The sequence below is a fragment of the Streptosporangium sp. NPDC000239 genome (genome assembly GCF_040300765.1).
In the GTDB taxonomy this organism is placed as follows: Bacteria; Actinomycetota; Actinomycetes; order Streptosporangiales; family Streptosporangiaceae; genus Streptosporangium.
In genome coordinates, this window is sequence record NZ_JBEPEI010000026.1 from 58,509 (window position 1) to 79,989 (window position 21,481).

20 protein-coding genes are annotated in these 21,481 nt (G+C 69.7%); 10 read left to right on the top strand and 10 right to left on the bottom strand.

The features are described 5' to 3' along the window. The first annotated feature begins 240 nt into the window (after positions 1-240). The gene (locus ABT340_RS38385; protein ID WP_352015842.1) at positions 241-609 is read left to right on the top strand and encodes a hypothetical protein; all 369 of its coding nucleotides are present in this window, start codon (positions 241-243) and stop codon (positions 607-609) included. A gap of 77 nt (positions 610-686) precedes the next feature. On the opposite strand, the gene ABT340_RS38390 is transcribed toward ABT340_RS38385, so the two are convergent. The 5 genes from ABT340_RS38390 to ABT340_RS38410 form a co-directional block, all read right to left on the bottom strand. Beyond that, positions 687-1,094, bottom strand: coding sequence for an NUDIX domain-containing protein (locus ABT340_RS38390; RefSeq protein ID WP_352015843.1), 408 nt, complete (start codon positions 1,092-1,094; stop codon positions 687-689). A gap of 183 nt (positions 1,095-1,277) precedes the next feature. Further along, positions 1,278-2,573, bottom strand: coding sequence for an endonuclease Q family protein (locus ABT340_RS38395; RefSeq protein WP_352015844.1), 1,296 nt, complete (start codon positions 2,571-2,573; stop codon positions 1,278-1,280). 29 nt (positions 2,574-2,602) lie between these two features. Further along, on the bottom strand, positions 2,603-3,817 hold the full coding sequence (locus ABT340_RS38400) for a (Fe-S)-binding protein (protein ID WP_352015845.1): 1,215 nt from the start codon (positions 3,815-3,817) through the stop codon (positions 2,603-2,605). 62 nt (positions 3,818-3,879) lie between these two features. Beyond that, entirely contained in the window at positions 3,880-5,262 is a 1,383-nt protein-coding gene (locus ABT340_RS38405) for an FAD-binding oxidoreductase (RefSeq protein WP_352015846.1), read from the bottom strand. 25 nt (positions 5,263-5,287) lie between these two features. Continuing rightward, the gene (locus ABT340_RS38410) at positions 5,288-6,052 is read right to left on the bottom strand and encodes an SDR family NAD(P)-dependent oxidoreductase (protein ID WP_352015847.1); all 765 of its coding nucleotides are present in this window, start codon (positions 6,050-6,052) and stop codon (positions 5,288-5,290) included. Positions 6,053-6,291: 239 nt separating this feature from the next. Here ABT340_RS38410 and ABT340_RS38415 point away from each other — a divergent pair, with 239 nt between their 5' ends. From ABT340_RS38415 to ABT340_RS38455, 9 genes are all read left to right on the top strand, one after another. After that, positions 6,292-6,762: a fumarylacetoacetate hydrolase family protein gene (locus tag ABT340_RS38415; protein WP_352015848.1), complete on the top strand. Its 471-nt coding sequence runs from the start codon at positions 6,292-6,294 to the stop codon at positions 6,760-6,762. Further along, complete coding sequence (locus ABT340_RS38420) at positions 6,737-7,126, top strand: fumarylacetoacetate hydrolase family protein (RefSeq protein ID WP_352015849.1); 390 nt, start codon at positions 6,737-6,739, stop codon at positions 7,124-7,126. Before ABT340_RS38415 ends, ABT340_RS38420 begins: the two co-directional genes overlap by 26 nt. 79 nt (positions 7,127-7,205) lie before the next feature. Then, a complete protein-coding gene (locus tag ABT340_RS38425) occupies positions 7,206-8,141 on the top strand; it encodes a zinc-dependent alcohol dehydrogenase (RefSeq protein ID WP_352015850.1) in 936 nt (311 codons plus the stop codon). A gap of 106 nt (positions 8,142-8,247) precedes the next feature. Further along, positions 8,248-9,546 carry an alpha-galactosidase gene (gene melA / locus ABT340_RS38430; RefSeq protein WP_352015851.1) on the top strand — a complete coding sequence of 433 codons (1,299 nt, stop codon included), beginning with the start codon at positions 8,248-8,250 and terminating at the stop codon, positions 9,544-9,546. Beyond that, positions 9,543-10,595, top strand: a complete 1,053-nt coding sequence (locus tag ABT340_RS38435; protein ID WP_352015852.1) for an amidohydrolase family protein — start codon at positions 9,543-9,545, stop codon at positions 10,593-10,595. The genes melA and ABT340_RS38435 overlap by 4 nt, the downstream gene beginning before the upstream one ends. Continuing rightward, complete coding sequence (locus ABT340_RS38440) at positions 10,592-11,554, top strand: carbohydrate ABC transporter permease (protein WP_352015853.1); 963 nt, start codon at positions 10,592-10,594, stop codon at positions 11,552-11,554. Before ABT340_RS38435 ends, ABT340_RS38440 begins: the two co-directional genes overlap by 4 nt. 13 nt (positions 11,555-11,567) lie before the next feature. Beyond that, on the top strand, positions 11,568-12,437 hold the full coding sequence (locus ABT340_RS38445; protein ID WP_352015854.1) for a carbohydrate ABC transporter permease: 870 nt from the start codon (positions 11,568-11,570) through the stop codon (positions 12,435-12,437). Between the two features lie 30 nt (positions 12,438-12,467). Then, positions 12,468-13,811 carry an ABC transporter substrate-binding protein gene (locus tag ABT340_RS38450; protein WP_352015855.1) on the top strand — a complete coding sequence of 448 codons (1,344 nt, stop codon included), beginning with the start codon at positions 12,468-12,470 and terminating at the stop codon, positions 13,809-13,811. 153 nt (positions 13,812-13,964) lie between these two features. Beyond that, positions 13,965-15,788 carry a spherulation-specific family 4 protein gene (locus ABT340_RS38455; protein ID WP_352015856.1) on the top strand — a complete coding sequence of 608 codons (1,824 nt, stop codon included), beginning with the start codon at positions 13,965-13,967 and terminating at the stop codon, positions 15,786-15,788. Between the two features lie 179 nt (positions 15,789-15,967). Here ABT340_RS38455 and ABT340_RS38460 read toward each other — a convergent pair whose 3' ends face one another. The 5 genes from ABT340_RS38460 to ABT340_RS38480 form a co-directional block, all read right to left on the bottom strand. Continuing rightward, the gene (locus ABT340_RS38460) at positions 15,968-17,173 is read right to left on the bottom strand and encodes an endo alpha-1,4 polygalactosaminidase (protein WP_352015857.1); all 1,206 of its coding nucleotides are present in this window, start codon (positions 17,171-17,173) and stop codon (positions 15,968-15,970) included. A 294-nt stretch (positions 17,174-17,467) separates the two neighbouring features. Next, entirely contained in the window at positions 17,468-18,331 is an 864-nt protein-coding gene (locus ABT340_RS38465) for an SMP-30/gluconolactonase/LRE family protein (protein ID WP_352015858.1), read from the bottom strand. 80 nt (positions 18,332-18,411) lie between these two features. Beyond that, positions 18,412-19,170, bottom strand: a complete 759-nt coding sequence (locus ABT340_RS38470) for an IclR family transcriptional regulator (RefSeq protein ID WP_352015859.1) — start codon at positions 19,168-19,170, stop codon at positions 18,412-18,414. Positions 19,171-19,847: 677 nt separating this feature from the next. Further along, on the bottom strand, positions 19,848-20,795 hold the full coding sequence (locus ABT340_RS38475) for a hypothetical protein (protein ID WP_352015860.1): 948 nt from the start codon (positions 20,793-20,795) through the stop codon (positions 19,848-19,850). Further along, entirely contained in the window at positions 20,792-21,277 is a 486-nt protein-coding gene (locus ABT340_RS38480) for an RNA polymerase sigma factor (RefSeq protein WP_352015872.1), read from the bottom strand. Before ABT340_RS38480 ends, ABT340_RS38475 begins: the two co-directional genes overlap by 4 nt. Positions 21,278-21,481: the final 204 nt, after the last annotated feature.

Genomic DNA, 21,481 nt, shown 5'->3' on the forward strand with positions numbered 1-21,481 from the left:
ACCTAACATCGTCTTTTCTATACGATGAATGCCGTAATTTCGTGTGCCATAACGCGTTTCCCTAACATGGGAAGAATGTTGGGTTCCTTATAGGGAACGCGCCGGTCGTTCTCCGGCGCGCGGCCGTCCGGTGCGCGTCCGGAGACGGGGACGCCGGGCCCGACGAATCCTCAACGAATCCTCAACGCCCCCCGGCCTACGGTGCCCGTGTCATTCCGCTTCCGACAAGGAGAGCCGAACATGCGCGCACCAAGCTCCTCTCTGAGAGTGACCGCCGTGGCGGCCGTCGCGGCGGCCGGGCTGCTCACGGCGGTCGGCCCGGCGAACGCGGCCCAGGCGCGGGTCCCTCAGGCGCCCACCGCGGTGGCCGCCTCCGACTGCGGTGGAACGATCACCCACAAGGACACGCACAGGTACGGCAGGCACACCCGTACCTACCGGATCACCTGGGCGAACTGCGGCTCCCGCACCTCACGCAAGAAGGTCGACATCCGCTGGGCCCGTGACCTGCCCTGCAAGACCATCCCGGGGGGCTCCACGGTGACGTGGACCGCCACGTACCCCATCAGGGCCTTCGCGCCGTACCCGCGGTCGATCAAGAACTGCTGACCACGACGGCACACCGCCCGGCCGGAGTCCCAGGGGCGTCTCCGGCCGGGCCCCGCGTTCTCGCCGAGCCGTACGGCTCAGGCGGGGAAGGCGACGGCCTTGCCGATCAGGTCGGCGTAGCCGTTCTCCAGATCCTCAGGGAGCTTGTCCACAGGGAAGAAACGCAGGGCGCTGTGCTCCTCACTGACCTGGAGCGGGGCGGAGCCGTCGACCGTGGCGCGCACCGCCACGATGAGCACCTTCGACTTCCCGATGCTCATGATCTCCGCGCCGACGACGGGGCCGACGACCACGTCGAGGCCGCTCTCCTCGCGGACCTCGCGCCTGACGACCTCGGCCAGGGTGTTGTCCTCCCTGTCCGGCCACCCGCCGGGGAGCTCCCATTTGTCCCGGGGGTTCCGGCAGAGCAGGACACCGCCGTCCACCAGCACCACGGCCTTGATCGAGGCGTGCATGAAGTACCAGCCGGTCTCGGCGTCGATCACGGGACGGTCCTTTCGACGGTGACGGTGTGGATCTTCCACCTCATCACCGATACCGGGGGAGATCCACCCTCCGCCATCGCGGCCCGGCACGGCCTCACGAAAGTCGGCCGACGCGGCCGGGCCGGTGGCGTTCAGCCCTGACGGTCGTACGGCGGTGACGACGGGACGGCGCGGCCGGCGGTGCTAATCCGTGTCGTCGGCCGGGGTGTCGAAGAGGGTCGGTGCCTCCCGCTCGCCGGGGGAGAACAGGCGGATCACGCCGTACTCGCCGTCGAACCCCGGCTCCCTGATGACCTCGCCCCGGCGCAGCCTGCCGATCGCCTCCCCGAGCCTGGGGAGCCGGGCCTCCAGGTCGCCGACCGGCACCTCCTGGAGGATCCGCAGTTCGGGGCCGAGGGCGGCGACCAGCCGGTCGGCCTCCCCGGCGACCTTCTTGCTGCCCGGCCCGACACCCAGGATCTCGCCCACGATCTCCGGCAGCGGGACGAGCTCCTCGGAGACGGAGACGTCGCCCGCGGGCCGTACGCCCTCGGAACGGTCGGCCAGGTCCTCGACGCGGCTCAGCACGCCGACCGTGAGCGGTTTGCCGCACACCGGGCAGATCCCGCCGAGGCGGCGCGTCTCCTCGGGCTCCAACCTGACGCCGCACTTACGGTGCCCGTCCAGGTGGTAGCGGCCCTCCTCGGGGAAGAACTCGACCGTCCCCTCGTAGCCCGCGCCGGTCCGCAGCGCGTCCAGCACCGCGAAGTAGTCGAGATCGGTGTCGAGCACCGTGGTCTCCCGGCCGATCCTGGGCGGCGAGTGCGCGTCCGAGTAGCTGACCAGGCGGTAGCCGTCCAACATGGAGACCCGCCGGTTCATCTCCGGGTCGCTCGACAGGCCGGTCTCCAGCGCGAAGATGTGCCCGGACAGGTCGCCGTAGCACTCCTCGACCGTGTCGAACCCCGATTTGGAGCCGAAGACCCCGAACCACGGCGTCCAGACGTGGGCCGGGACCAGGTAGGACCCCTCGCCGCTGTTCAGGGCGATCTCCAGCAGGTCGCGGGAGTCGAGCCCGAGCGTCGGCCTGCCGTCGGCGCCCAGGTCGCCGACCTTGCCCAGCTCACGGTTGAACGTCTCGGCCGCCTCGAAGCCCGGCACGTTGACCAGGTGGTGGAGCTTGCGGGTACGGCCGCCACGCCGGTAGACCGTGGACACCTCGACGGTGAGCATGAACCGCACCGGGGCCGAGGCGACCGAGGACGGCAGCGTCCTGGCGACCTCCCGGTCGAGGTCGTCACGCAGCCGGAACAGACCCGGCTCGGCGGGTACGAGCCCCTCGCGCAGCAGCGCGAACCAGGACGGATGCGTGAAGTCGCCCGTCCCCATCAGCGTGACACCCTTGTGCCGCGCCCACCTGGTCAGATGCGCCAGGTCGCTGTCCCTGCTGCACGCCCGTGAGTACTTCGAGTGGATGTGCAGATCCGCATGGAAGCGCATTCCAGACACTTTTCCATGGAAAGGCCCCGCTAATCCGTGCGGGGGTGGTGCCCGGAGGGAAGATCCGCCGCCAGTTCCGCCAGGTGTACGGCCCGCACCTTCGATCCCCTGCGGCGGAGTCCCTGGTCGAGCTGGCGGTAGCAGCCGGGGTTGACCACGGCCACGTAGTCCACCCCGGCCGCCTCGATCTCGTCGAGTTTGGCGTCCAGGACCTTGCGGCTGTCCTCGGGCCTGACCAGGGCGTAGCTGCCGGCCGCCCCGCAGCAGGTCCCGGCGGAGGGCAGCTCGACGTACTCGCCGATCCGGCCCAGCAGCTCCCTGGGCTCACGCCAGACCCCCAGGCCGTTGCGCAGGTGACAGGAGTCCTGCAACGCGATGCGTATCCCCGGCCTCGACGGCTTCTCAGGCGTGCCATCCGTTCCGGTACGGCCCGCGGAAGTGCGGCCCGCAGAAGTGCGGCCCGCAGAAGTGCGGCCCGCAGAAGTACGGTCCGCGGAAGGACGGCCCGTGCTCGGTTCGGGGGTCGTCTCGGAGGTGGCGGTCAGGTACTCGGAGATCTCCCTGACCCTGTCCCTGCCGAGCACGTCGGCGAGGTGGGCCGCGCAGCCGCCCGAGGTGGTGACGATCACCCCGGGCAGTCGTTCACCCAGTTCGACGGCCAGTTCCCGGCCCCTGGCCGAGTCGCCGTTGTGCGCGTGCAGCGCTCCGCAGCACCCCTGCGAGGCCGGGGCGGAGAGCTCGGGCAGAAGGGCGCGGGCGGCCCTGCTCACCTGGGGATACAGGGCCCGTTCGAAGCAGCCGAGCATCAGGTGGGGCCCCTCGGGTGAGGGCCTGGTCCGGGCGTGGCGGCGGAACAGGCCGAGCAGCCACACCCTCAGGCGCGAGTTCACCGCGAACGTCAGCAGCCTGACGATCAGCGGACGTCCCGGCCCCCGCCACTGGTGGTCGCGCCACTCCTCAAGGAGCGCGCCGTACTCGACCCCCGCGGGACAGACGGTCTCGCAGGCCCGGCAGCCGAGGCAGAAGCTCGACTCCTCCTGAAGGCGCAGGTCGTTCTCCGGCAGTGTGCCCTCCTCAAGGGCACGCATCAGGGTGATCCGGCCCCGGGGGGAGGACGTCTCGTCCTTGGTGAGCGCGTACGTCGGGCAGGCGGGCAGGCAGAAGCCGCAGGAGATGCAGCGGTCGAGCAGTTCGGGGGTGAAGACACCCCGGACCGACGGGTCAGGAGACGGTGTGGTGCTCACGGGCCGAGCCTCCCTGGTTCACGGGCTGAGCTTTCCTGAGGGGCACGGGCTGGGTTTCCGGTTCACGAGCCGAGCTTTCCCGGGTTGAGGATGCCCGCGGGGTCGAAGGCGGCCTTGATCCTGCGCAGCAGTGCCATCTGGTCCTCGCCGAGCCGTTCGGCCAGGTAGGGCAGCTTGGCCGCGCCGACGCCGTGTTCGCCGGTGATGGTGCCGCCCAGCTCCATCGCGGCGCGGAAGATGTCGGCGAAGGCGTGGTGGGCGCGTTCGGCCGCGTCGGTGTCGCCCGCGTCGATCACGCAGGTCGGGTGCAGGTTACCGTCCCCGGCGTGGCCGAAGGTCGCGATCGTGAGGCCGTGCCGTACGGCCAGGGCGTCGACGCGGGCGACCATCTCGGCGATGCGCGGCCTGGGCACGCTGGCGTCCTCAAGGATCGTGACCGAGCCGAGGCGGGAGAGCGCGGGCAGCGCGCACCGCCGCGCGGCGAGCAGCGCCTCGGACTCGGCCGCCGCGCCCGCGACGACGGCCTCCGTCGCCCCTTCGCCGAGGCAGATCTCCGCCATCCTGGCCAGGTGGTCGGCGACCGGTGCGGCGGCGCCGTCGTCGCCGAACAGCAGCAGCGCGCCCGCGTCCCGCCTGAGGCCGAGCCCGGCGTAGTCCTCGACGGCGGCGACGCACTTGGCGTCGAGGAACTCCAGCGTCGCCGGGACGATTCCCGAGCCGATGATCCGGGCCACGGCCCGTCCCGCGTCGGCCAGGGTGGCGAAGTAGGCCAGCCCGGTCCCGGTGGTCTCCGGCGCGGGGGTGAGCGCGACCGTCGCCTCGGTGATCACGCCGAGCGTGCCCTCTGAGCCGGTGAGCAGGCGGGTCAGGTCGTAGCCCGCGACGTCCTTCCACAGCCGCCCTCCGGTGCGGACGATCTCCCCGGTCGGCAGTACGGCCTCAAGCCCGAGGACGTGGTTGCGGGTCACGCCGTACTTCAGGCCGCGCAGGCCGCCGGCGCAGGTGGCGATGGTGCCGCCGACGGTCGCGACCGTCCTGCTGCCGGGGTCGGGCGCGTACAGCAGGCCGTGCGCGGCGGCGGCGTCGGCGAGTTCGGCCGAGGTGACGCCGGGCTGGACGACGGCGAGGAGTTCGTCGGCGCTGATCTCCAGGATGCGGTCGAGCCTGGTCAGGACCAGGACGATGCCGCCGCTGAGCGGGACGGTCGCCGCGCACAGGTTGGACCCGGCGCCCCTGGGGACGACCGGCACACCGTGCGCGCAGGCCAGTTTGAGCACCGCGGCGACCTCCTCGGCCGAGCCGGGGTGGACGACGGCGCCGGGCATGGCGGAGAACAGCGGGGTGGCGTCCCTGGCGTAGGCCGCCACGTCCCCGTCGGCGTCACGGACGTGGCTCGCGCCGACGATCGCGCGCAGCTCACGCAGCACGGCGGCGTCGATCCTCATGGAAGTCTCCCTCCGGTAGGGCGGGTCACATGATCGCCAGCTGGCCGCCGTCGATCACCAGCTCGGTGCCGTGGACGAACGCGGCGTCGTCGGAGGCCAGGAAGGCGTATCCGGCGGCGACCTCCTCGGGCAGTCCCGCCCGGCCGAGCGGGATGTGGTCGCGCTCGTAGGCGGAGACGAAGTCGTCGGCCAGACCGGCCGAGATCTCCGCGTTCAGCGGGGTCTGGATGTAGCCGGGGCACAGCGCGTTGACGCGGATGCCGTACCTGCCCAGCTCGACGGCCATGGTCCTGGTGAGCAGCAGCACCCCGCCCTTCGACGCGTTGTAGTGGGCGTAGTCGGCCTCGCCGCCGATCCCGTTGGTCGAGGACATGTTGACGACGACCCCGCCCGTGCCCTGCGCGACCAGGTGCCTGGCCACGGTCTGGGCGACCTGGAACATGCCGCCGAGGTTCACGGCCATGATCCGGTCCCAGTGTCGCCTGGTGATGTCGAGGAACGGCTCGCGCCAGGCGGTACCCGCGTTGTTGACCAGCACGTCGAGGCCGCCGAGGGCCGTGACGGCCGCCTCGACCAGCCGGTTCACGTCGGCCTCCGTGGCGACGTCCCCCGCCAGGCCGCCGATCTCGCCGAGCGGGGCCAGCTCGGCCACGGTCCGCTCGACCTCGTCGGCGTCGAGACCGCCGACGAAGACCCGGGACCCCTCCTGGAGGAACCTGCGGGCGGTGGCGGCGCCGATGCCGCTGCTGCCCCCGCTGATCAGCACTCTTTTCCCGGTCAGGCCGCGCATCGTCTCCCCATCTGGTCCGGTCGTACCCCGGTGGCCATCGCCCGCGTTTCTCGGCTGTACGGCGACGGCGTCAACGTAACATCTGTTCCGCGATACGGTCCATAGTTCCGCTAAGCGGAAAATAATGGCGATCTGTCGAGGATTGGGGCTTCGGACAGGTACTTGACAGCGTGATCGCCCGAATGTTCTGCTAGCGCATATTCGGAACTGCATTCTGTCATACGGAACAGGAGAGTGGCATGAGGCTCGGCACGGTGCGCGTCGGGGAGAGCCGGCTCGCCGCGGTTGAGCGCGAGGGGCACTGGTACGCGCTGGAGGTCTCGGCGAGCACACCGCTTGAGGCCGTACTCGCGTCCGGGGCCGGAAGGGTCGCCCGCCTGGCCGCCTCGGCGACCGAGCCGATCGAGGGCGCCGTCCCCGTGGCACCGCTGCGCCCCGGCAAGATCGTGGCGATCGGGCTGAACTACCTGGACCACATCCGTGAGGCCGGGATGGACAGACCCGAACGCCCGCTGATGTTCGCCAAGTTCCCGTCGAGCGTGATCGGTCCCGGCGAGGAGATCGTCGTCGACGACGAGCTGACGGAACGGGTGGACTGGGAGGTCGAGCTGGCCGCGGTCATCGGCTCCCCCCCTCAGGCACGCCGACGAGAAGGAGGCCCTGGCGGGGATCGCGGGATACACCGTGGCCAACGACGTCTCCGCCCGTGACCTGCAGTTCGCCGACGGCCAGTGGACCAGGGGCAAGAACCTCGACACCTTCTGCCCGCTCGGCCCGGTCATCGTGACCCCCGACGAGATCGACGACCCCCAGGCGCTGGCGCTCAGGACCGTCGTCAACGGGGAGACCGTCCAGGACTCGACCACCGCCGAGATGCTCTTCGGCGTCGCCGAACTGCTGGCGTACTGCTCGCGCGCCTTCACCCTCGAACCCGGCGACGTGGTGCTGACCGGCACCCCGTGGGGATGCGGCGAGTTCATGACCCCCCGCCGCTCGCTCAGGCCGGGAGACGTCGTCGAGGTGAGCGTCGAGGGCGTCGGCTCCCTGCGCAACCCCGTCGTCGGCCGCCGATGACCCTTCGGAACGATCCCGCGATCCCCCGACCCACAGGAGTTTCCATGAGACAGGCACGTCCGGCCCCAGGCGGTCCGCGGTGAGGGCCCTGGTGTTCACCGGCCCCGGCGTCGTCGAGATGCGCGAGGTGCCCGAGCCCGAGCCCGGCCCCGGTGACGTGCTGGTGCACGTGGTCACCTCCGGCATCTGCGGCAGCGAGCTGCACGGCGTCAGGACGCCGGGCTTCCGGGTGCCGCCGCTGGTGATGGGGCACGAGTTCGCGGGCCGTACCGACGAGGGGCGTCCCGTCATCGTCAACCCGATCCTGTCCTGCGGGAGGTGTGACGTGTGCGCGCTCGGCCTGCGCAACGTGTGCAGGGGGCGGCGGATCGTCGGCGTGCACACGCAGGGCGGGTTCGCCGAACGCGTCGCCGTACCGGGGAACTCGCTGGTCGCGCTGCCGGAGGGCCTCGACTGGACGGCGGCGGGGATCGTCGAGCCGGTGGCGAACGCCGTACACGCCTGGGAGCTGGCCGGGGCCCCGGAGGGGGCGCGGATCGGCGTCATCGGCGCGGGCGCGATCGGCCTGGCCTGTCTGCAGGTGGCCGTCTCCGGCGGCGCGGGCCGGGTGGAGATCGCCGACCGCTCGGAGGACCGCAGGGCGGTCGCGGCCCGGCTCGGCGCGGACGCGGTCCTCACCGAGCTGACGGGTGAGTACGACGTGGTCTTCGACGCGGTCGGCGCGGCGGTCACCCACGAGCAGTCGCTCGCCCGGCTGCGTCCCGGCGGGGTCGCGGTGTGGCTCGGGCTGGCCGACACGGCCTCCGGGTTCGACGCCGCCGACCTGGTGCGCGGGGAGAAGCGGGTGCTCGGCTCCTTCGCCTACCGCGACGTCGACTTCGCCGCGGCGATCGGTCTGGTCGGGGGATGGGACCTGAGCTGGGTCACCACCTTTCCGCTCGCCGAGGGCGCCGAGGTCTTCACCGCGCTGATGAACGGCCGCGCGACCCCCGTCAAGGCCCTGCTGGCTCCCTGAACCCCGCGGGCCGTCCCCGCTGAGGCCACTGAACCCCGGGGAAACCTCTGAGCCCTGTGGCGCCCCCGTCGAAACCCCACCGAAGCCCCCTGAATCGAGGTACCCCATGGCCCGGATCGTCCTGGTGGGCGCCGGAAGCATCACCTTCGCCAAGAACCTGCTGTCCGACATCCTGACCTTCCCCGAACTCACCGACTCCACGATCGTGCTGCACGACATCGACCGTGAACGGCTCGCGACGGCCGAGGCGATGGCCACCTGGATGGTCGGGGAGCTCGGGATCGGCGCCAAGGTCGAGGCTCATCTCGACCGCCGTGCCGCGCTCGACGGAGCCGACCACGTCATCAACGAGATCGCCGTCGGCGGGATGGACGCCGTACGCCGCGACTTCGACATCCCCGCCCGGTACGGCGTGCGCCAGACGATCGCCGACACCCTGGGCATCGGCGGCATCTTCCGGGCGCTGCGCACCATCCCGGTGATGGTCGGCCTGGGGGAGGACCTGGCGGAGCTGGCGCCGGACGCGACGCTGTTCACCTACACCAACCCCATGTCGATGATTCCGTGGGCGGTCTACGCGGGCACGCCGTTCCGCAACGTGGTCGGCGTCTGCCACGCCGCCCGCGACACCCAGCGGACCCTGGCCAGGATGGTCGGCGTGCCCGAGGAGGAGGTCTCCTTCCTCACCGCCGGGGTCAACCACCAGGCGTTCGTGCTGCGCTTCGAGCGGGACGGGGAGAACCTCTACCGCCGTCTCGACGAGCTCATCGAGGCCGACCCCGAGCTGCGGCGCCGGGTTCGCGTGGAGATTTACCGAAATTTCGGTTATTTCCCTACAGAGTCGAGTGGGCACGGCGCGGAGTACCTCCCCTGGTTCCTCTCCAAACCCGATCAGGTCGACCACTACCGCATCCCGGTGGGCGTCTACCTCGACTGGCTGGCCGACGGCTTCGCCGAGTACGAGGAGCACAGGCGCTCCCTCGACGCGGGCCTGGGCGTACCCATCCAACGCGGCGACGAGCTGGCCTCCCTGGCCATCCACTCCATCGAGACCGGCACCCCCCGCCTCATCCACGGCAACGTCCGCAACGGCGGCCTCATCACCAACCTCCCCGAGGACGCCTGCGTCGAGGTGCCCTGCCACGTCGACCGTTCCGGGGTACGGCCCACCAGGATCGGCGAACTGCCCGCCCAGCTCGCCGCGCTCAACCGGGCGACACTCAACGTCAGCGAACTGACCGTGCGGGCCGCCCTCGAAGGCCGCCGCGACCACGTCTACCAGGCGGCCCTGCTCGACCCGAACACCGCGGCGACCCTGCCGGTCGGCAGGATCCGCGAACTGGTGGACGAGCTGATCGCCGCCCACGGCGACCTGCTGCCCGAAGGCGTCAGGGACCGCGCATGACCACTCCGGACATCCCCCTGTCGAGCTACCGCCCCGTCTCCCAGCTCAGGGTCCCGGTCACCCGCGTCGAGCGGGCCAAGGTGCCCGCCGTCGACGCGCACATCCACCTCGGCCGCTGGCTCACCGAGGACGGCGACTGGATGGTCAAGGACGTGCCCGCGCTGCTGGACACGATGGACGCCCTCAACCTGCGCGGCATGGTCAACCTCGACGGCCGCTGGGGCCGGGAGCTGGCCGAGAACATCGAACGCTACGACGCCGCCCACCCCGGCAGGTTCGCCACCTTCTGCCACGTCGACTGGTCGCAGGCCGCCGAACCCGGTTTCGGTGAACGGCTGGCCGCCCAGCTGCGCGCCTCGGTCGCCGAGGGCGCGGCCGGCCTGAAGGTCTGGAAGGACCTCGGCCTGCACGTACGCGACCACCGCGGCGACCTGGTCATGCTCGACGACGTACGGCTCGGCCCCCTGTGGGCGACCGCGGGCGAACTGGGCATCCCCATCGCCCTGCACACCGCCGACCCCGTCGCCTTCTTCGAACCGATCGACGAGCGCAACGAACGCCTCGAACTGCTGGCCGCCCGCCCCGACTGGGCGTTCTCCGGTCCCGGGTTCCCGCCGTTCGAGCGGCTGATGGAGGCCATGGAGGAGATGGTCGCCTCCCACCCGGACACGACCGTGATCGGGGTGCACGCCGGATGCTGGCCGGAGAACCTCGGCTGGGTCGGCCGGATGCTCGACGACCACCCCAACTTCCACATCGACATCGCCGCCCGCGTCGCCGAACTGGGCAGGGCTCCCCGGGCGGCCCGCGAACTGATCGTGAACCACCCGGACCGGGTGCTGTTCGGCACCGACGAGATCCCGCCGCACCCGGAGGTCTACCGCATCCACTTCCGCTTCATGGAGACCGCGGACGAGGCCTTCGCCCACTCCCTGGACGACCCGCCGCTGATGGGCCGCTGGACGATCTCCGGCCTCGACCTGCCCGACGACGTCCTCGTCCAGGTCTACACGGGCAACGCGCTCAGGCTCGTCCCGAGGCTCGCATGAGCGTGCGGTCCCTGCCGCGAGCCGTACCGGTCACGGGCGGACGGCCGCCGGGAAAGGGCGGGCGTTCGCCGGGAAGGCGGTCCTACAGCGCGGAGGGCGGGCAGGGGCGGGCGGCGCTGCTGTTCCTGCTGCCCGCCCTGGTGGGGTTCGCCGCCTTCTACGTCTACCCCAGCCTGCGGGGCGCGTGGATCTCGCTCACCGACTGGAACCTGCTGTCGGAGCCCCGGTTCACCGGGGGCGCCAACTACGCGGAGCTGGCCGGTGATCCGCTGTTCTGGCGGGCGCTGCTGCTGACGCTCTACAACACCGCGCTCAACCTGGTCTGGCAGATCTCCCTGGCTCTGCTGCTGGCCGCGCTGATGCACCGGCTGACCAAGTCGGTCGTCCTGCGGGCCACCCTGCTGCTGCCGTGGCTGGTGCCCAACGTGTCCACGGCGCTGCTGTGGCTGTGGCTGCTGGACGCCAACCTCGGCTTCTTCAACCAGCTGCTGTCCTCGATGGGACTGTCCACCCACGGCTTCTTCAACTCGCCAAGTGAGGCGATGCCGACGGTGGCGGCGGTCACCGCCTGGTCCTCCGTCGGCTACGTCGCCCTGCTGCTGTACGCGGGGATGCTGCAGATCCCGGCGCAGGTCTACGAGGCCGCCTCGATCGACGGGGCGGGGGAGATCCGTACCTTCCTCCGGGTGACGCTGCCGCTGCTGCGGCCCATCCTCGCGCTGGTGCTGGTCGTCTCGGTGATCGGGTGCTTCCAGATCTTCGACACCATCGCGGTCACCACCAAGGGCGGCCCGATCAACGCCACCAAGGTCATCTACTACTACATCTACCAGGAGGCGTTCACCCACTTCAGGATGGGCTACGCCTCCGCCATGGCCCTCAGCCTCGTGCTGGTCCTGGGCACCCTCACCTACCTCCAGATGCGCCTGATGCGCGCGTCCAGCTCCGATCTCGGTTAGGAGGCGGTCCCTCGTGCGCGCAGGCAGACTCATGGCCTGGGGCGTGATGGCCGGTGCCGTCGTGGTCACCGTCTTCCCGTTCTACTGGATGATCCGTACGGCCCTCACCGACGCCGACCACCTGTTCACCGACAACTTCTCGCTCATCCCCCAGCACCTGACACTGGCCAACTTCAAACGGGTGCTCGGCCTGTCGAGCGTCGCCGAGGCGCAGGCCGCCGGAGGCTCGGGCGCCTCCCTCGACTTCCTGCTCTACCTGCGCAACTCCGTCGTCTACACCGGTGTCGTCGTGGTCGTGCAGACCCTGTCCTGCGCGCTGGCCGGATACGCGCTGGCCCGGCTCAGGTTCCGGGGCAGGCAGGCGGTCTTCGGGACGTTCGTCGCGGCGCTGATGGTCCCGCCGATCTTCACGCTGCTGCCGAACTTCGCCATGGTCCGCGGCCTCGGGCTGCTCAACACCTTCGCCGGGCTCGTCGCGCCGATCCTGCTCATGACCCCGTTCACCGTCTTCTTCCTGCGGCAGTTCTTCCTGTCACTGCCCAGGGAGGTCGAGGAGGCGGCCTTCATCGACGGGGCCGGGCTGTGGACCGTCTTCTGGCGCGTCGTCCTGCCCATGTCACGCGGGCCGATCATCACCATCGGCGTCACCAACGCCGTGTGGGCCTGGAAGGACTACCTCTGGCCGCTGCTCGTCGGCCAGGAGGAGGGCACCCGCGTGCTCACCGTCGCCCTCGGCGTCTTCCTGCAGCAGTCTCCCAACGCCCGTCCCGACTGGACGGGGCTGATGGCCGGTTCCGCGCTGTCCGTCATCCCGGTGCTGCTGCTCCTGCTGGTCTTCGGCAAGCGGCTCGCGAACTCCCTGCAGTTCACGGGCATCAAGTAGAACCCTCGTCACGAGGAAGGACCCCCCGTCATGTCCAGGTCTCTCCGCCGTCTCCTTCCCGTCGTGGTCGCCACCGGTCTGCTCGCCTCGGCGTGCGGCGGCACGGGAGGCGGCGGCGACGGCGGCCCCGTCACCCTCGACTACGTCATGTGGGCCGACAACCAGGTTCCCGCCTACCAGAAGTGCGCCGACGCCTTCACCAGGAAGAACCCCGGCATCACGATCAAGATGAGCGCGGTCGCCTGGGCCCAGTACTGGCAGAACCTCACCACCCAGGTCGTCTCCGGCACCGCCCCCGACGTCTTCCGCGACTCGGTCGCCTACTATCCGCAGTTCGCCAGGAACAACCAGCTGCTCGACATCGCCCCCCTGGTGGCCAGGGACGGCGTCGACCTCGGGCAGTACCAGAAGGGCCTGGCCGACATCTGGGTGCGCGACGGCAAGCGGTACGGCCTGCCGCTCGACTGGGACACCGTCGGCGTCTTCTACAACAAGGACCTGGTCGCCGACGCCAAGGTCGATCCGGCCGGCTTCGCCGACTGGACCTGGAACCCCCGCGACGGCGGCACCTTCGAGAAGGCCATCGCCGCCCTGACCGTGGACGAAAAGGGCCGCAGGGGCACCGACAAGGACTTCGACAAGAACCACGTCAAGGTGTACGGCATCGCCCCCGACTACAACACCTACGCGCTCGGCCAGACCGCGTGGGCCGGGCTCGCGGTGAGCAACGGCTTCACCTACCTGGACAAGAACCCCTTCGGCACCAGGTACCACTACGACGACCCCAGGCTGGCCGAGACCGTCGACTGGTTCGCCGGCCTGATCAGGAAGGGATACGCGCCGCCGTACGACAAGCAGTCGGCGCTGGGCGGTGACGCGGTGCTGCAGTCGGGCAGGGCCGCCATGATCATCGGTGGGTCCTGGATGGCCAAGACCTACCTGGACGGCAAGACGCTCAAGCTGGCCGTCGCGCCGCTGCCCGTCGGGCCGCAGGGCCGCAGGTCGCCGATCAACGGCGTCTCCGACGCGATCTACGCCGGGACCAAGCACCCGGACGAGGCGTGGAAGTGGGTCAAGTTCGTCGGCTCGGCCGAGTGCCAGGACCTGGTCGCCGAGACCGCCGAGGTCCTGCCCGCCATCGGCACCTCCTCGGACAAGGCCCTGGCGGCCCACGCCGCGGCCGGACGTGACGTCGGGCCGTTCGTGGAGGAGGCCAAGGACCCGCAGGGCACGTTCCTGCTGCCCATCACCGACAACGCCGACAAGATCGGCGAGATCATGGACAACGCGGTCTCCTCCGTCTACCTCGGGAGATCGGACGCGAGGACGGCGCTGACCGCGGCGAACGCCGAGGTCAACGCCCTCTTCCAGTAACGCGGAGCCGACGGTGGCCCGTGCTCCCCCGACCTTCCCCGTTCCAGCGGTTCCTGTTCCAGGGAGAGATCCATCCGGCGGACGTCCCGTGTTCCACGGCCCGCAGGAAGAAGTCAGTTCCGTAGGAATTCCCGTAGGAGAAGCATGTCTCGCATGACCAGGCGAGGAATGGCGGCCGTCACGGCCGCCGTCGCCTCGCTGATCGCGTTCACCCCCGCTCCCGCCCAGGCCGACGCCATCCTCGGCCAGGAGGTGGCGGTTCCCGCCTACTTCTACCCCGGCGGCAGCTCCGCCCAGTACTGGACCCAGCTCACCGCCTCGGGCTCGCGCCCGTCCATCGCCGTGGTGAACGTCCTCAACGGCCCGACCGGCACCGTCAACACCGACTACCAGGCCGCGCTGGCCTCCGCGCACAGTGCGGGCATCAAGGTCATCGGCTATGTCGACACCGGCTACTACGGCACGACAGGCCAGACCACCCGTATGGGCTCGGCCTCGATCAACGACTGGCGCACGCAGATCCAGACCGACGTCGACAACTGGTACAACCTCTACGGCTCCAACGTCGACGGCATCTTCTTCGACCAGGCGCAGAAGGACTGCGGCCCGACCGGCGGCGGAGACGCCTGGGTCGACCTGTACCGCGAGGCCAGCGCCTACGTGAAGAAGTACCACCCCGGCTCGATCACCATCCACAACCCGGGAACGGCGCCCGACGAGTGCTACGAGGACTCCGCGGACATCCTCGTCACCTTCGAGGGGACCTACGCCACCTACATGAATCCGCCGGCCGACCAGGCGCCGCCCGCCTGGCAGGCCGGTTACGACCCCAAACGGGTGTGGAACCTGGTCTACGACGTGAAGGACGAATCGGAACTGGCGACCGTCATGGCCAAGTCCAAGGCGAACAACGCCGGATACGTCTACGTCACCCCCGACAAGCTCGACGAGTTCGGCAACCCGTGGGACACCCTGCCGCCCTCCTCCTACATGTCCGCAGAGCTGGCCGCGACCGCGGGCAGCGGCGGCAGCACCCCGTCGGCACCCGCAGCGCCGACGACGAGCCAGGTCGAGGCCACGAGCCTGCAACTGAGCTGGGCCTCGGCCGCCCACCCCGGCGTGGTCGGCTACGACGTCTACCAGGGGTCGGTGAAGATCGGCACCCAGGCCAACCACACGCCCTCGGCGACGACCTTCGACGTGGCGGGCCTGTCGCCCTCGACCGCCTACACCTTCTCGGTCCGCGCCAGGGACCGGGCGGGCAACACCTCGGCGGCGAGCACGGCGGTCTCGGTGACGACCGCGGCCGCCAGCGCGACCGCGCCGACGACGCCGGGCACACCGGTCGCCTCCGACGTCGCCCCGACCAGCGTCAAGCTGGCCTGGACCGCCTCGGACGACACCGACGCGGACGACCACGTCGCGTCCTACGACGTGTTCAGGGACGGCGTCCGCGTGCTCTCGGTGCCGGGGGACGTCACGACGGTCAACCTCGGCGGGCTGAAGGGCGGCCAGACCTACGCCTTCACCGTGAAGGCCAGGGACACCACCGACCGCCCCTCCGCGGCCTCGGGCGCGGTGAGCGTCAGCACGCCGAACCCGCCGGCCATCACCGACCCGAAGGCGACGCTGAGCGCGACGACCGCCACCTACACCGCCCAGTTCAACGTGCCGTTCAACTTCCACCACGTGTTCATCGACGTCGACAACAACGTCGCGAACCACTACACGGTCGCCGGAGTCGGCGCGGAGTACATGATCGAGGACGGCGGCCTCTACAAGTACGTCGGCCCCGACTGGAACTGGACGAAGGTCACCGGGGTCAACCCGCTGATCTCCAGCTCCGGCGGCCTCTACCGGTGGTCGATCCCGACCTCCGCCCTTGAGGGGGCGGGCACCACGCACTCGCTGGTGTTCAACGGCACGGGTGACTCGCCGAACACCTACACGGGGGTGATCACCGTGACCCAGAGCTGAGCCAGAACCGGCCGCCCCCCGAGACGGGGGGCGGCCGGTCCCGTGGTTTCCCGCGTCCCGGCCGGTTCACGTCCCGGCCGGGTCCTTGTGTCCCGTACGGGCTCCTGTCTCGGTTGGGTTCCTGTGCCCCGCACTGGCCCTTGTTCCCGCCGGGCTCCCGTGCCCCGGCGGGACCCGGGTCACCGGCAGGGCGTGTACGGCTTGTCGTTCAGGGAGGCGTCATCGGCCTTCTTGATCGAGTTGAAGTCGAGCGTGGTGGCGTTCGCCTTCGGGCAGAAGGTCTTCGGCGCCGTGAGGTACTCCACCTGGAAGACCGGCTTGCCCGCCCTGACGAAGGGCTTGAGGTCGTCGCACTCCTCGTTCTCGAAACACTCCTCGTTGACCGCGAAGTCGAAGTCCGCCACCAGGTCGGTGACCTGGCTCAGGTCGTTCTTGAGGCCGACGGCCAGGCCGTACCGGTGGGCGATGTCGGCCAGTGCCCGGTTGTAGACGAGCTGGGTCGCGGGGCTGATGTCCCAGCCGGTGACGGAGGGGCCCTCCTCGTGCGCGTGCACGACGTCGAACTCCACCCCGTCGAACCCGGCGCTCGCGCACTTGGCGACCCGTGCCTCCATCATCCGCAGCAGGAAGTCACGTTGCCCCCGGTCGTTGTTGATGTTCGCCCAGCGTTCGTTGGGGAACCTCACGCTGAACGGCTTGCCGAGCAGGGACTTGCCGTGGCTGTCGTTCCAGTCGACGAACTGCCGGTAGTCGGGCCGGAACTCCTCGATGGACCCGGCGTCGACGTAGCAGACCGCCTTGGCGCCCCGGGCGTGGATGGCCTTGACGGCCTCGGTGTTCAGGGCCGTGCCGCCGTCGGCGTAGAGGTCGATGTCGAACACGTCGGGTCGTACGCAGGCACCGCCGGTCTGCGGGACCGCGCAGATGTCGACGTTGACGCCGCCGGTCGAGGCGTAGGCGTCGTTGCCCTCCAACTGGTACTGCCAGCGGCTGCGAGGCGCCGGGTGCCAGATGTCGCTCTTCGGGGCGGCCGTGGAGCTCTTCGAGGGGCTGGGGGTCGGCTTCGGCTTGGGTTTCGACTTGGCCGTGGGGCTGGGCTTCGGCTTCGGCTTCGGCTTGGGCTTCGGCTTGGGCCTGGAGGTGGGCTCAGCGGTGGGGCTGGGCTTCGGCTTCGGCTTCGGTTTTGTGGTGGGGGTCGGGGAGGGTTTGGGCTTGCGGCTTCCGTGTTGGGAGCCGCTCTTCCCGGTGGAACCCCCCGTGGTTCCCTTGGCCGTCTTGGTGGTCCCCGGGCCGGGTTTCGCGGCCGAGACGCTCGCCGTGGCGACCCCTGCGGCGAAGGCCGAGGAGACGATCGTGGTCGCGGCGACGCCCAGCAGGACGCTCATGCGGAGCGGGCTCCGCCGCGGAGGGGAGATCTTATTCAATACCCTTACTTTCTTTCCGTATAACAGAATCCGTTTCCGCAATCAAGGAAAGCGAGGGAGGGGAGAGGTGTCAACCCCGGAGAGACCTCCGGAAAAGCCGGTCATGGCCGTGGAACGTGACAGATCATCATCGAGCGCCCCGGTCCTGTGGATTGTTCTGCGCAGCAGAATTCTGGTCCACATAATGGACGGTCGCCACACTCTCCGTACGCGGCGGCCACCGCCGCCGTGCTCACCACCGTCCCGGTGCGCCCGTCAGGGGGTGGAATTCTCCCGGTAGGGGTTGGCGAGCAGGCCGGTGAAGGAGGTCGTGCACCGGAACAGCTCGCCACCCGTCCTCCCGTCCCAGGCGCTGGTCACGTACAGCACGTCCAGGTCCGGGCCGCCGAACGCGCAACTCGTCACGTTGGTCGCGGGGATCTCCACGGTCAGGTCGAGACTCCCGTCAGGACGCAGCCGCAGTACGGCCCCGCCGCCCCACAGCGCGACCCACACGTGCCCGGCCGCGTCGACGGTGAGACCGTCGGGCATCCCCCTGGGGATCACCGCGAACACCCTGCGGTTCGCCATGCCTCCGTCGGCCGGGTCGTAGTCGAAGACGTCGACCCGGCCGGTGAGCGTGTCCACGTAGTACATCAGCCGTTCGTCCGGGCTCCAGGCCACGCCGTTGGAGATCGAGACGTCGGCGACCACGCGCTCACAACGCCGTCCCGGCCCGAGCCGGTAGAGCGCCCCGGCGCCCGGGGTGTCGTCCTCGGACATGGTGCCCGCGAAGAACCGCCCCGCCCGGTCGCAGGCGCCGTCGTTCATCCGGTTCCCCGGTCGTTCGCCCGCCGTGACCGGCGCGACCACCTCCAGCCCCTCTTCCGCGAGTACGGCGAAGCCGTCCCTGACGGCCAGGGCCAGCCCGCCCTCCACCCTGGGGACCGCGGCCCCGACCGGCATGCCCACGTCGACCACACCGTGTGAGCCGTCCGCCGGATCGAGGCGGTGCACCTGCCCTGCGGGAATGTCCACCCACAGCAGGGTCTGGGTGTGCCCGTCCCAGTGCGGCCCCTCGCCCAGTGACGCGCGGGGCCCGGGGACGACCTGCGGCTCGGAGACCGGGGTGAGGTTCATGAGGCGTTCCTATTCCATATAGCAGAACGATATTCCAAATAGACCTCAGCAGACCACCACGGCGAATGACCTGTCAAGAGTCAGAGATGCTCGGCCACGGCCCGCCGCAGGAAGTCGCCGCACTCTTCCATCCGGGCCTGTGACATGCGGTCCTTGAGGGCCGTCACGCTCACCGCGGCGACGGGGGCCGACTTGCCCATGAAGACCGGAGCCGACACGCACCGCACCCCGGGCTCGTTCTCCTCAAGGTCGAGCGCGTAACCACGCTCCCTGATCTGGGCCAGGTTGGTGGCCAGCCGCGCCGGGCTGGTGATCGTGTTGCGGGTCCGCGAGGCGAGCGGGCCGTACCGCTCGGCCCACGCCTTGATCGCCTCGTCGGCGGGGTACGTCCAGGCCAGCAGGGCCTTGCCCACCCCCGTGCAGTGCGCGAGGTTGCGCCCGCCGATCACCGAGGTCATCGTGATCGAGCGCACGGCCTCGACCTTGTCGAGGTAGACCACCTCGGCCCCGTCGAGCATGGCCATGTGCACGGTCTCGGTGAACTCCTCGCTCAGCCGCATCAGCAGCGGACGCACGAGAGTGCGCAGGTCCATGGTCTCGTAGAACCTGAAGGCCGTGGCCAGCATCTCGGTGCCCAGGTAGTAGGGGCCGCTCGGCTCGGGCTGCGCGGCGAACCCGCGATGCTTCAGCGCGCTGAGCAGGCGGTGCAACGAACTCTTCGGCAACCCGAGCCGGGTGGACAACTCGTCGAGGGTCGCTCCTCTGCTGTGCCTGCCGATCTCCTGCAGGATCAGCAGGGCGCGATCGACGCTTCCCACCGGTGACTGGACCTCACCCATGATTCTCCTCGCCTATTCCGAATAATGGAATGCTATAGCGTTATACGGAATTATCACCAGTCAACGACCGAGAGTCGAGGGAAGGCCCACCGTAACCGGTGAACAGGGCGCCGAACACGGTCCGCGAAGCCTACCCCCAGTCTGTCGCTCTGAGAGACCACCCCGTTACCCTCTCCACCCGGGTACGGCGCGCACGCGGCCTTCGGACGGGCAGGCGCCGGGTCCGCACAGAGGTGAACGACCTGTGCGCCACCGAACGATCACAGGTGTGAACCCTCAAGGGTGATGAACGATCCAGGTCGTGGGGATCGACGTGAAGGACAGCTGGAAGTCGCGAACCCTTGAGGGTGATGAGCGATCCGGGTCGTCACGATCGAGATCAAGGACAGTCGGAAGTCACGAACCCTTGAAGGGTGATGAGCGATCCGCGTCATCGCGATCGAGATCAAGGACAGTCGGAAGTCACGAACCCTTGAGGGTGATGAGTGGCACGCCGGGTCGTCGGTCGCACGTTCGGAAGCCCGGCGCGGTCCTCTCCCGGCGGAGCCGGAGCGGTCCTCTCCCGGCGGAGCCGGAGCAGGTGGGGGACAGCGTAACTCACGATGAGGGGGCGGGCGAGGCCGGATCGCGCGTCGATCGTGACCCTGTCGTCCGTACGCCGTGAAGGACGGCCGGGATCAGTTCGGAGTGGTGAGATCGTAGGCGACGTCGGCCACTCTGACCGCGCGGACCAGAGGGTCGTCGATCAGGGCGCGTAGATCGCCGACGCGGTTGTGCCGGGTGACGTAGGCGTACGCCAGGCCGTCAGCGGCCGACTTGCGCAGCAGCTTCAGACCGAGTCCGAGCTTGTCCAGGTTGACCGCGTCATGGTCGCGCAGGCTTCCGACCCAGTGGCGGAACCCGGCCAGCCCGTTCCCGGGCAGTTCGCCGGGGGCGAGCTCCGGGGCGTCGCCTTGCGGCGCGTTGGGCAGCGGGGTGTCCAGGCGCCAGCCGATCGGGGTTCCGCCGATCCGCCCGTCGTAGATCGCCGTCTCCGGGAGGACGGTTGGGTGCCGCCGGACGAACGCCGAGAACTCACTTTCCCCCAATGGTTTGGCGAAATCGACCACCGCCAGGGCGGACATCGATTCGGGCAGCCGGTCCAGGATCCTCCTGGTGTCCGCCTTGCTCGGCGGGGCGTCCGTGCCGACCGAGTCGAGGGCCGTGAACAGGGGTGTCTCCCTGACGAAACCCGGAGGCGGCCATTCGACCCGCCCGAACTGGTTCTGACTGACGGTGAAGACGGCACCGCCGGAGAAGTAGTTCGAGGCGTCACCTCCGGCCCGGAGCGGGGTGAACCGTACGGCGAAGGAGAGCGAGAACGCGGTGGCGTCGCAGCATGTCACGGGGTAGATGCGGTAGCCGGGGTTGGCGACCTCAAGGGCCGTGCCGAGAACGTTCACCATGCGTTCCTCCCGGTCACCGCGCCGCTGGATCCACTGGGCTCCCAGGTTGAGCAGAAGCACGCCGACGAGCAGTATCACGGCGGCGGTGACGGCCGTACGCGCCACCCCACGCCGTATGGCCCACTTCGTCCTGCCGAGATTGAAGTCAGGGATCGGGGGAATGTCTTCCTGCTCGGTCATCGGTGTTCTCCATAGCTTTCGGCGAAGGCCGTACGGGCGCGCCACAGGGCGGTTTTGGTCGAGGAGACGGAACGGCCGGTCATCGCGGCCACCTCCACCAGGGAGAATCCGTCGAAGTAGACAAGCGTGAGCAACTGTCGCTGTCGCTCCGGCATGCGATCCAGTACGTCGCGAACCGCGACGGCGTCCGGCGTGCACTCGGGGACGCCCAGAGCGTCAGGGGAGGGCAGCGGGAGGGAGATCCGGCTACGCCGCGCGTGGTCGAGCAGGACGTTGCGAGCGATGGCGAGCAGCCACGCGGTCGGGGACTCGCCACGCCAGCCGAGCACCGCACGGGTGGCCTTGGCGAACGTCTCCTGAGCGAGGTCCTCGGCGAGGTGCGGGTCACGGGTCCGGCGCACGAGATATCCGCAGACCAGATGCCAGTGCTCACGATAGAGCTGCTCGATACGGCTGCCGATGGCGTCCTCCGCGAACGGGATGTCGTCTTCACACCACCAAAGACGAAGCCACCCGCCCCATGGTCACACCCGAATCCGCAGCACCTGTGTCTCGACCGGACTCTTCGCGACGTACAACCCGGCTACGACGATGACACCAACCCGTGGAACGAGGTGTCGAACCCTTCAGGGAGATGAGGGGCACCCGGCCGGATAAGGCATCGGACTTCCAATCCTCTGCTGTGA

Excerpts from the sequence above, each read along its gene's own strand:
- ABT340_RS38385 (WP_352015842.1), top strand. The coding sequence starts at position 241 with ATGCGCGCACCAAGCTCCTCTCTGAGAGTGACCGCCGTGGCGGCCGTC.
- ABT340_RS38395 (WP_352015844.1), bottom strand. The coding sequence starts at position 2,573 with ATGCGCTTCCATGCGGATCTGCACATCCACTCGAAGTACTCACGGGCG.
- ABT340_RS38405 (WP_352015846.1), bottom strand. The coding sequence starts at position 5,262 with ATGAGGATCGACGCCGCCGTGCTGCGTGAGCTGCGCGCGATCGTCGGC.
- ABT340_RS38410 (WP_352015847.1), bottom strand. The coding sequence starts at position 6,052 with ATGCGCGGCCTGACCGGGAAAAGAGTGCTGATCAGCGGGGGCAGCAGC.
- ABT340_RS38415 (WP_352015848.1), top strand. The coding sequence starts at position 6,292 with ATGAGGCTCGGCACGGTGCGCGTCGGGGAGAGCCGGCTCGCCGCGGTT.
- melA (WP_352015851.1), top strand. The coding sequence starts at position 8,248 with ATGGCCCGGATCGTCCTGGTGGGCGCCGGAAGCATCACCTTCGCCAAG.
- ABT340_RS38435 (WP_352015852.1), top strand. The coding sequence starts at position 9,543 with ATGACCACTCCGGACATCCCCCTGTCGAGCTACCGCCCCGTCTCCCAG.
- ABT340_RS38440 (WP_352015853.1), top strand. The coding sequence starts at position 10,592 with ATGAGCGTGCGGTCCCTGCCGCGAGCCGTACCGGTCACGGGCGGACGG.
- ABT340_RS38450 (WP_352015855.1), top strand. The coding sequence starts at position 12,468 with ATGTCCAGGTCTCTCCGCCGTCTCCTTCCCGTCGTGGTCGCCACCGGT.
- ABT340_RS38455 (WP_352015856.1), top strand. The coding sequence starts at position 13,965 with ATGACCAGGCGAGGAATGGCGGCCGTCACGGCCGCCGTCGCCTCGCTG.
- ABT340_RS38460 (WP_352015857.1), bottom strand. The coding sequence starts at position 17,173 with ATGAGCGTCCTGCTGGGCGTCGCCGCGACCACGATCGTCTCCTCGGCC.
- ABT340_RS38465 (WP_352015858.1), bottom strand. The coding sequence starts at position 18,331 with ATGAACCTCACCCCGGTCTCCGAGCCGCAGGTCGTCCCCGGGCCCCGC.
- ABT340_RS38470 (WP_352015859.1), bottom strand. The coding sequence starts at position 19,170 with ATGGGTGAGGTCCAGTCACCGGTGGGAAGCGTCGATCGCGCCCTGCTG.
- ABT340_RS38475 (WP_352015860.1), bottom strand. The coding sequence starts at position 20,795 with ATGACCGAGCAGGAAGACATTCCCCCGATCCCTGACTTCAATCTCGGC.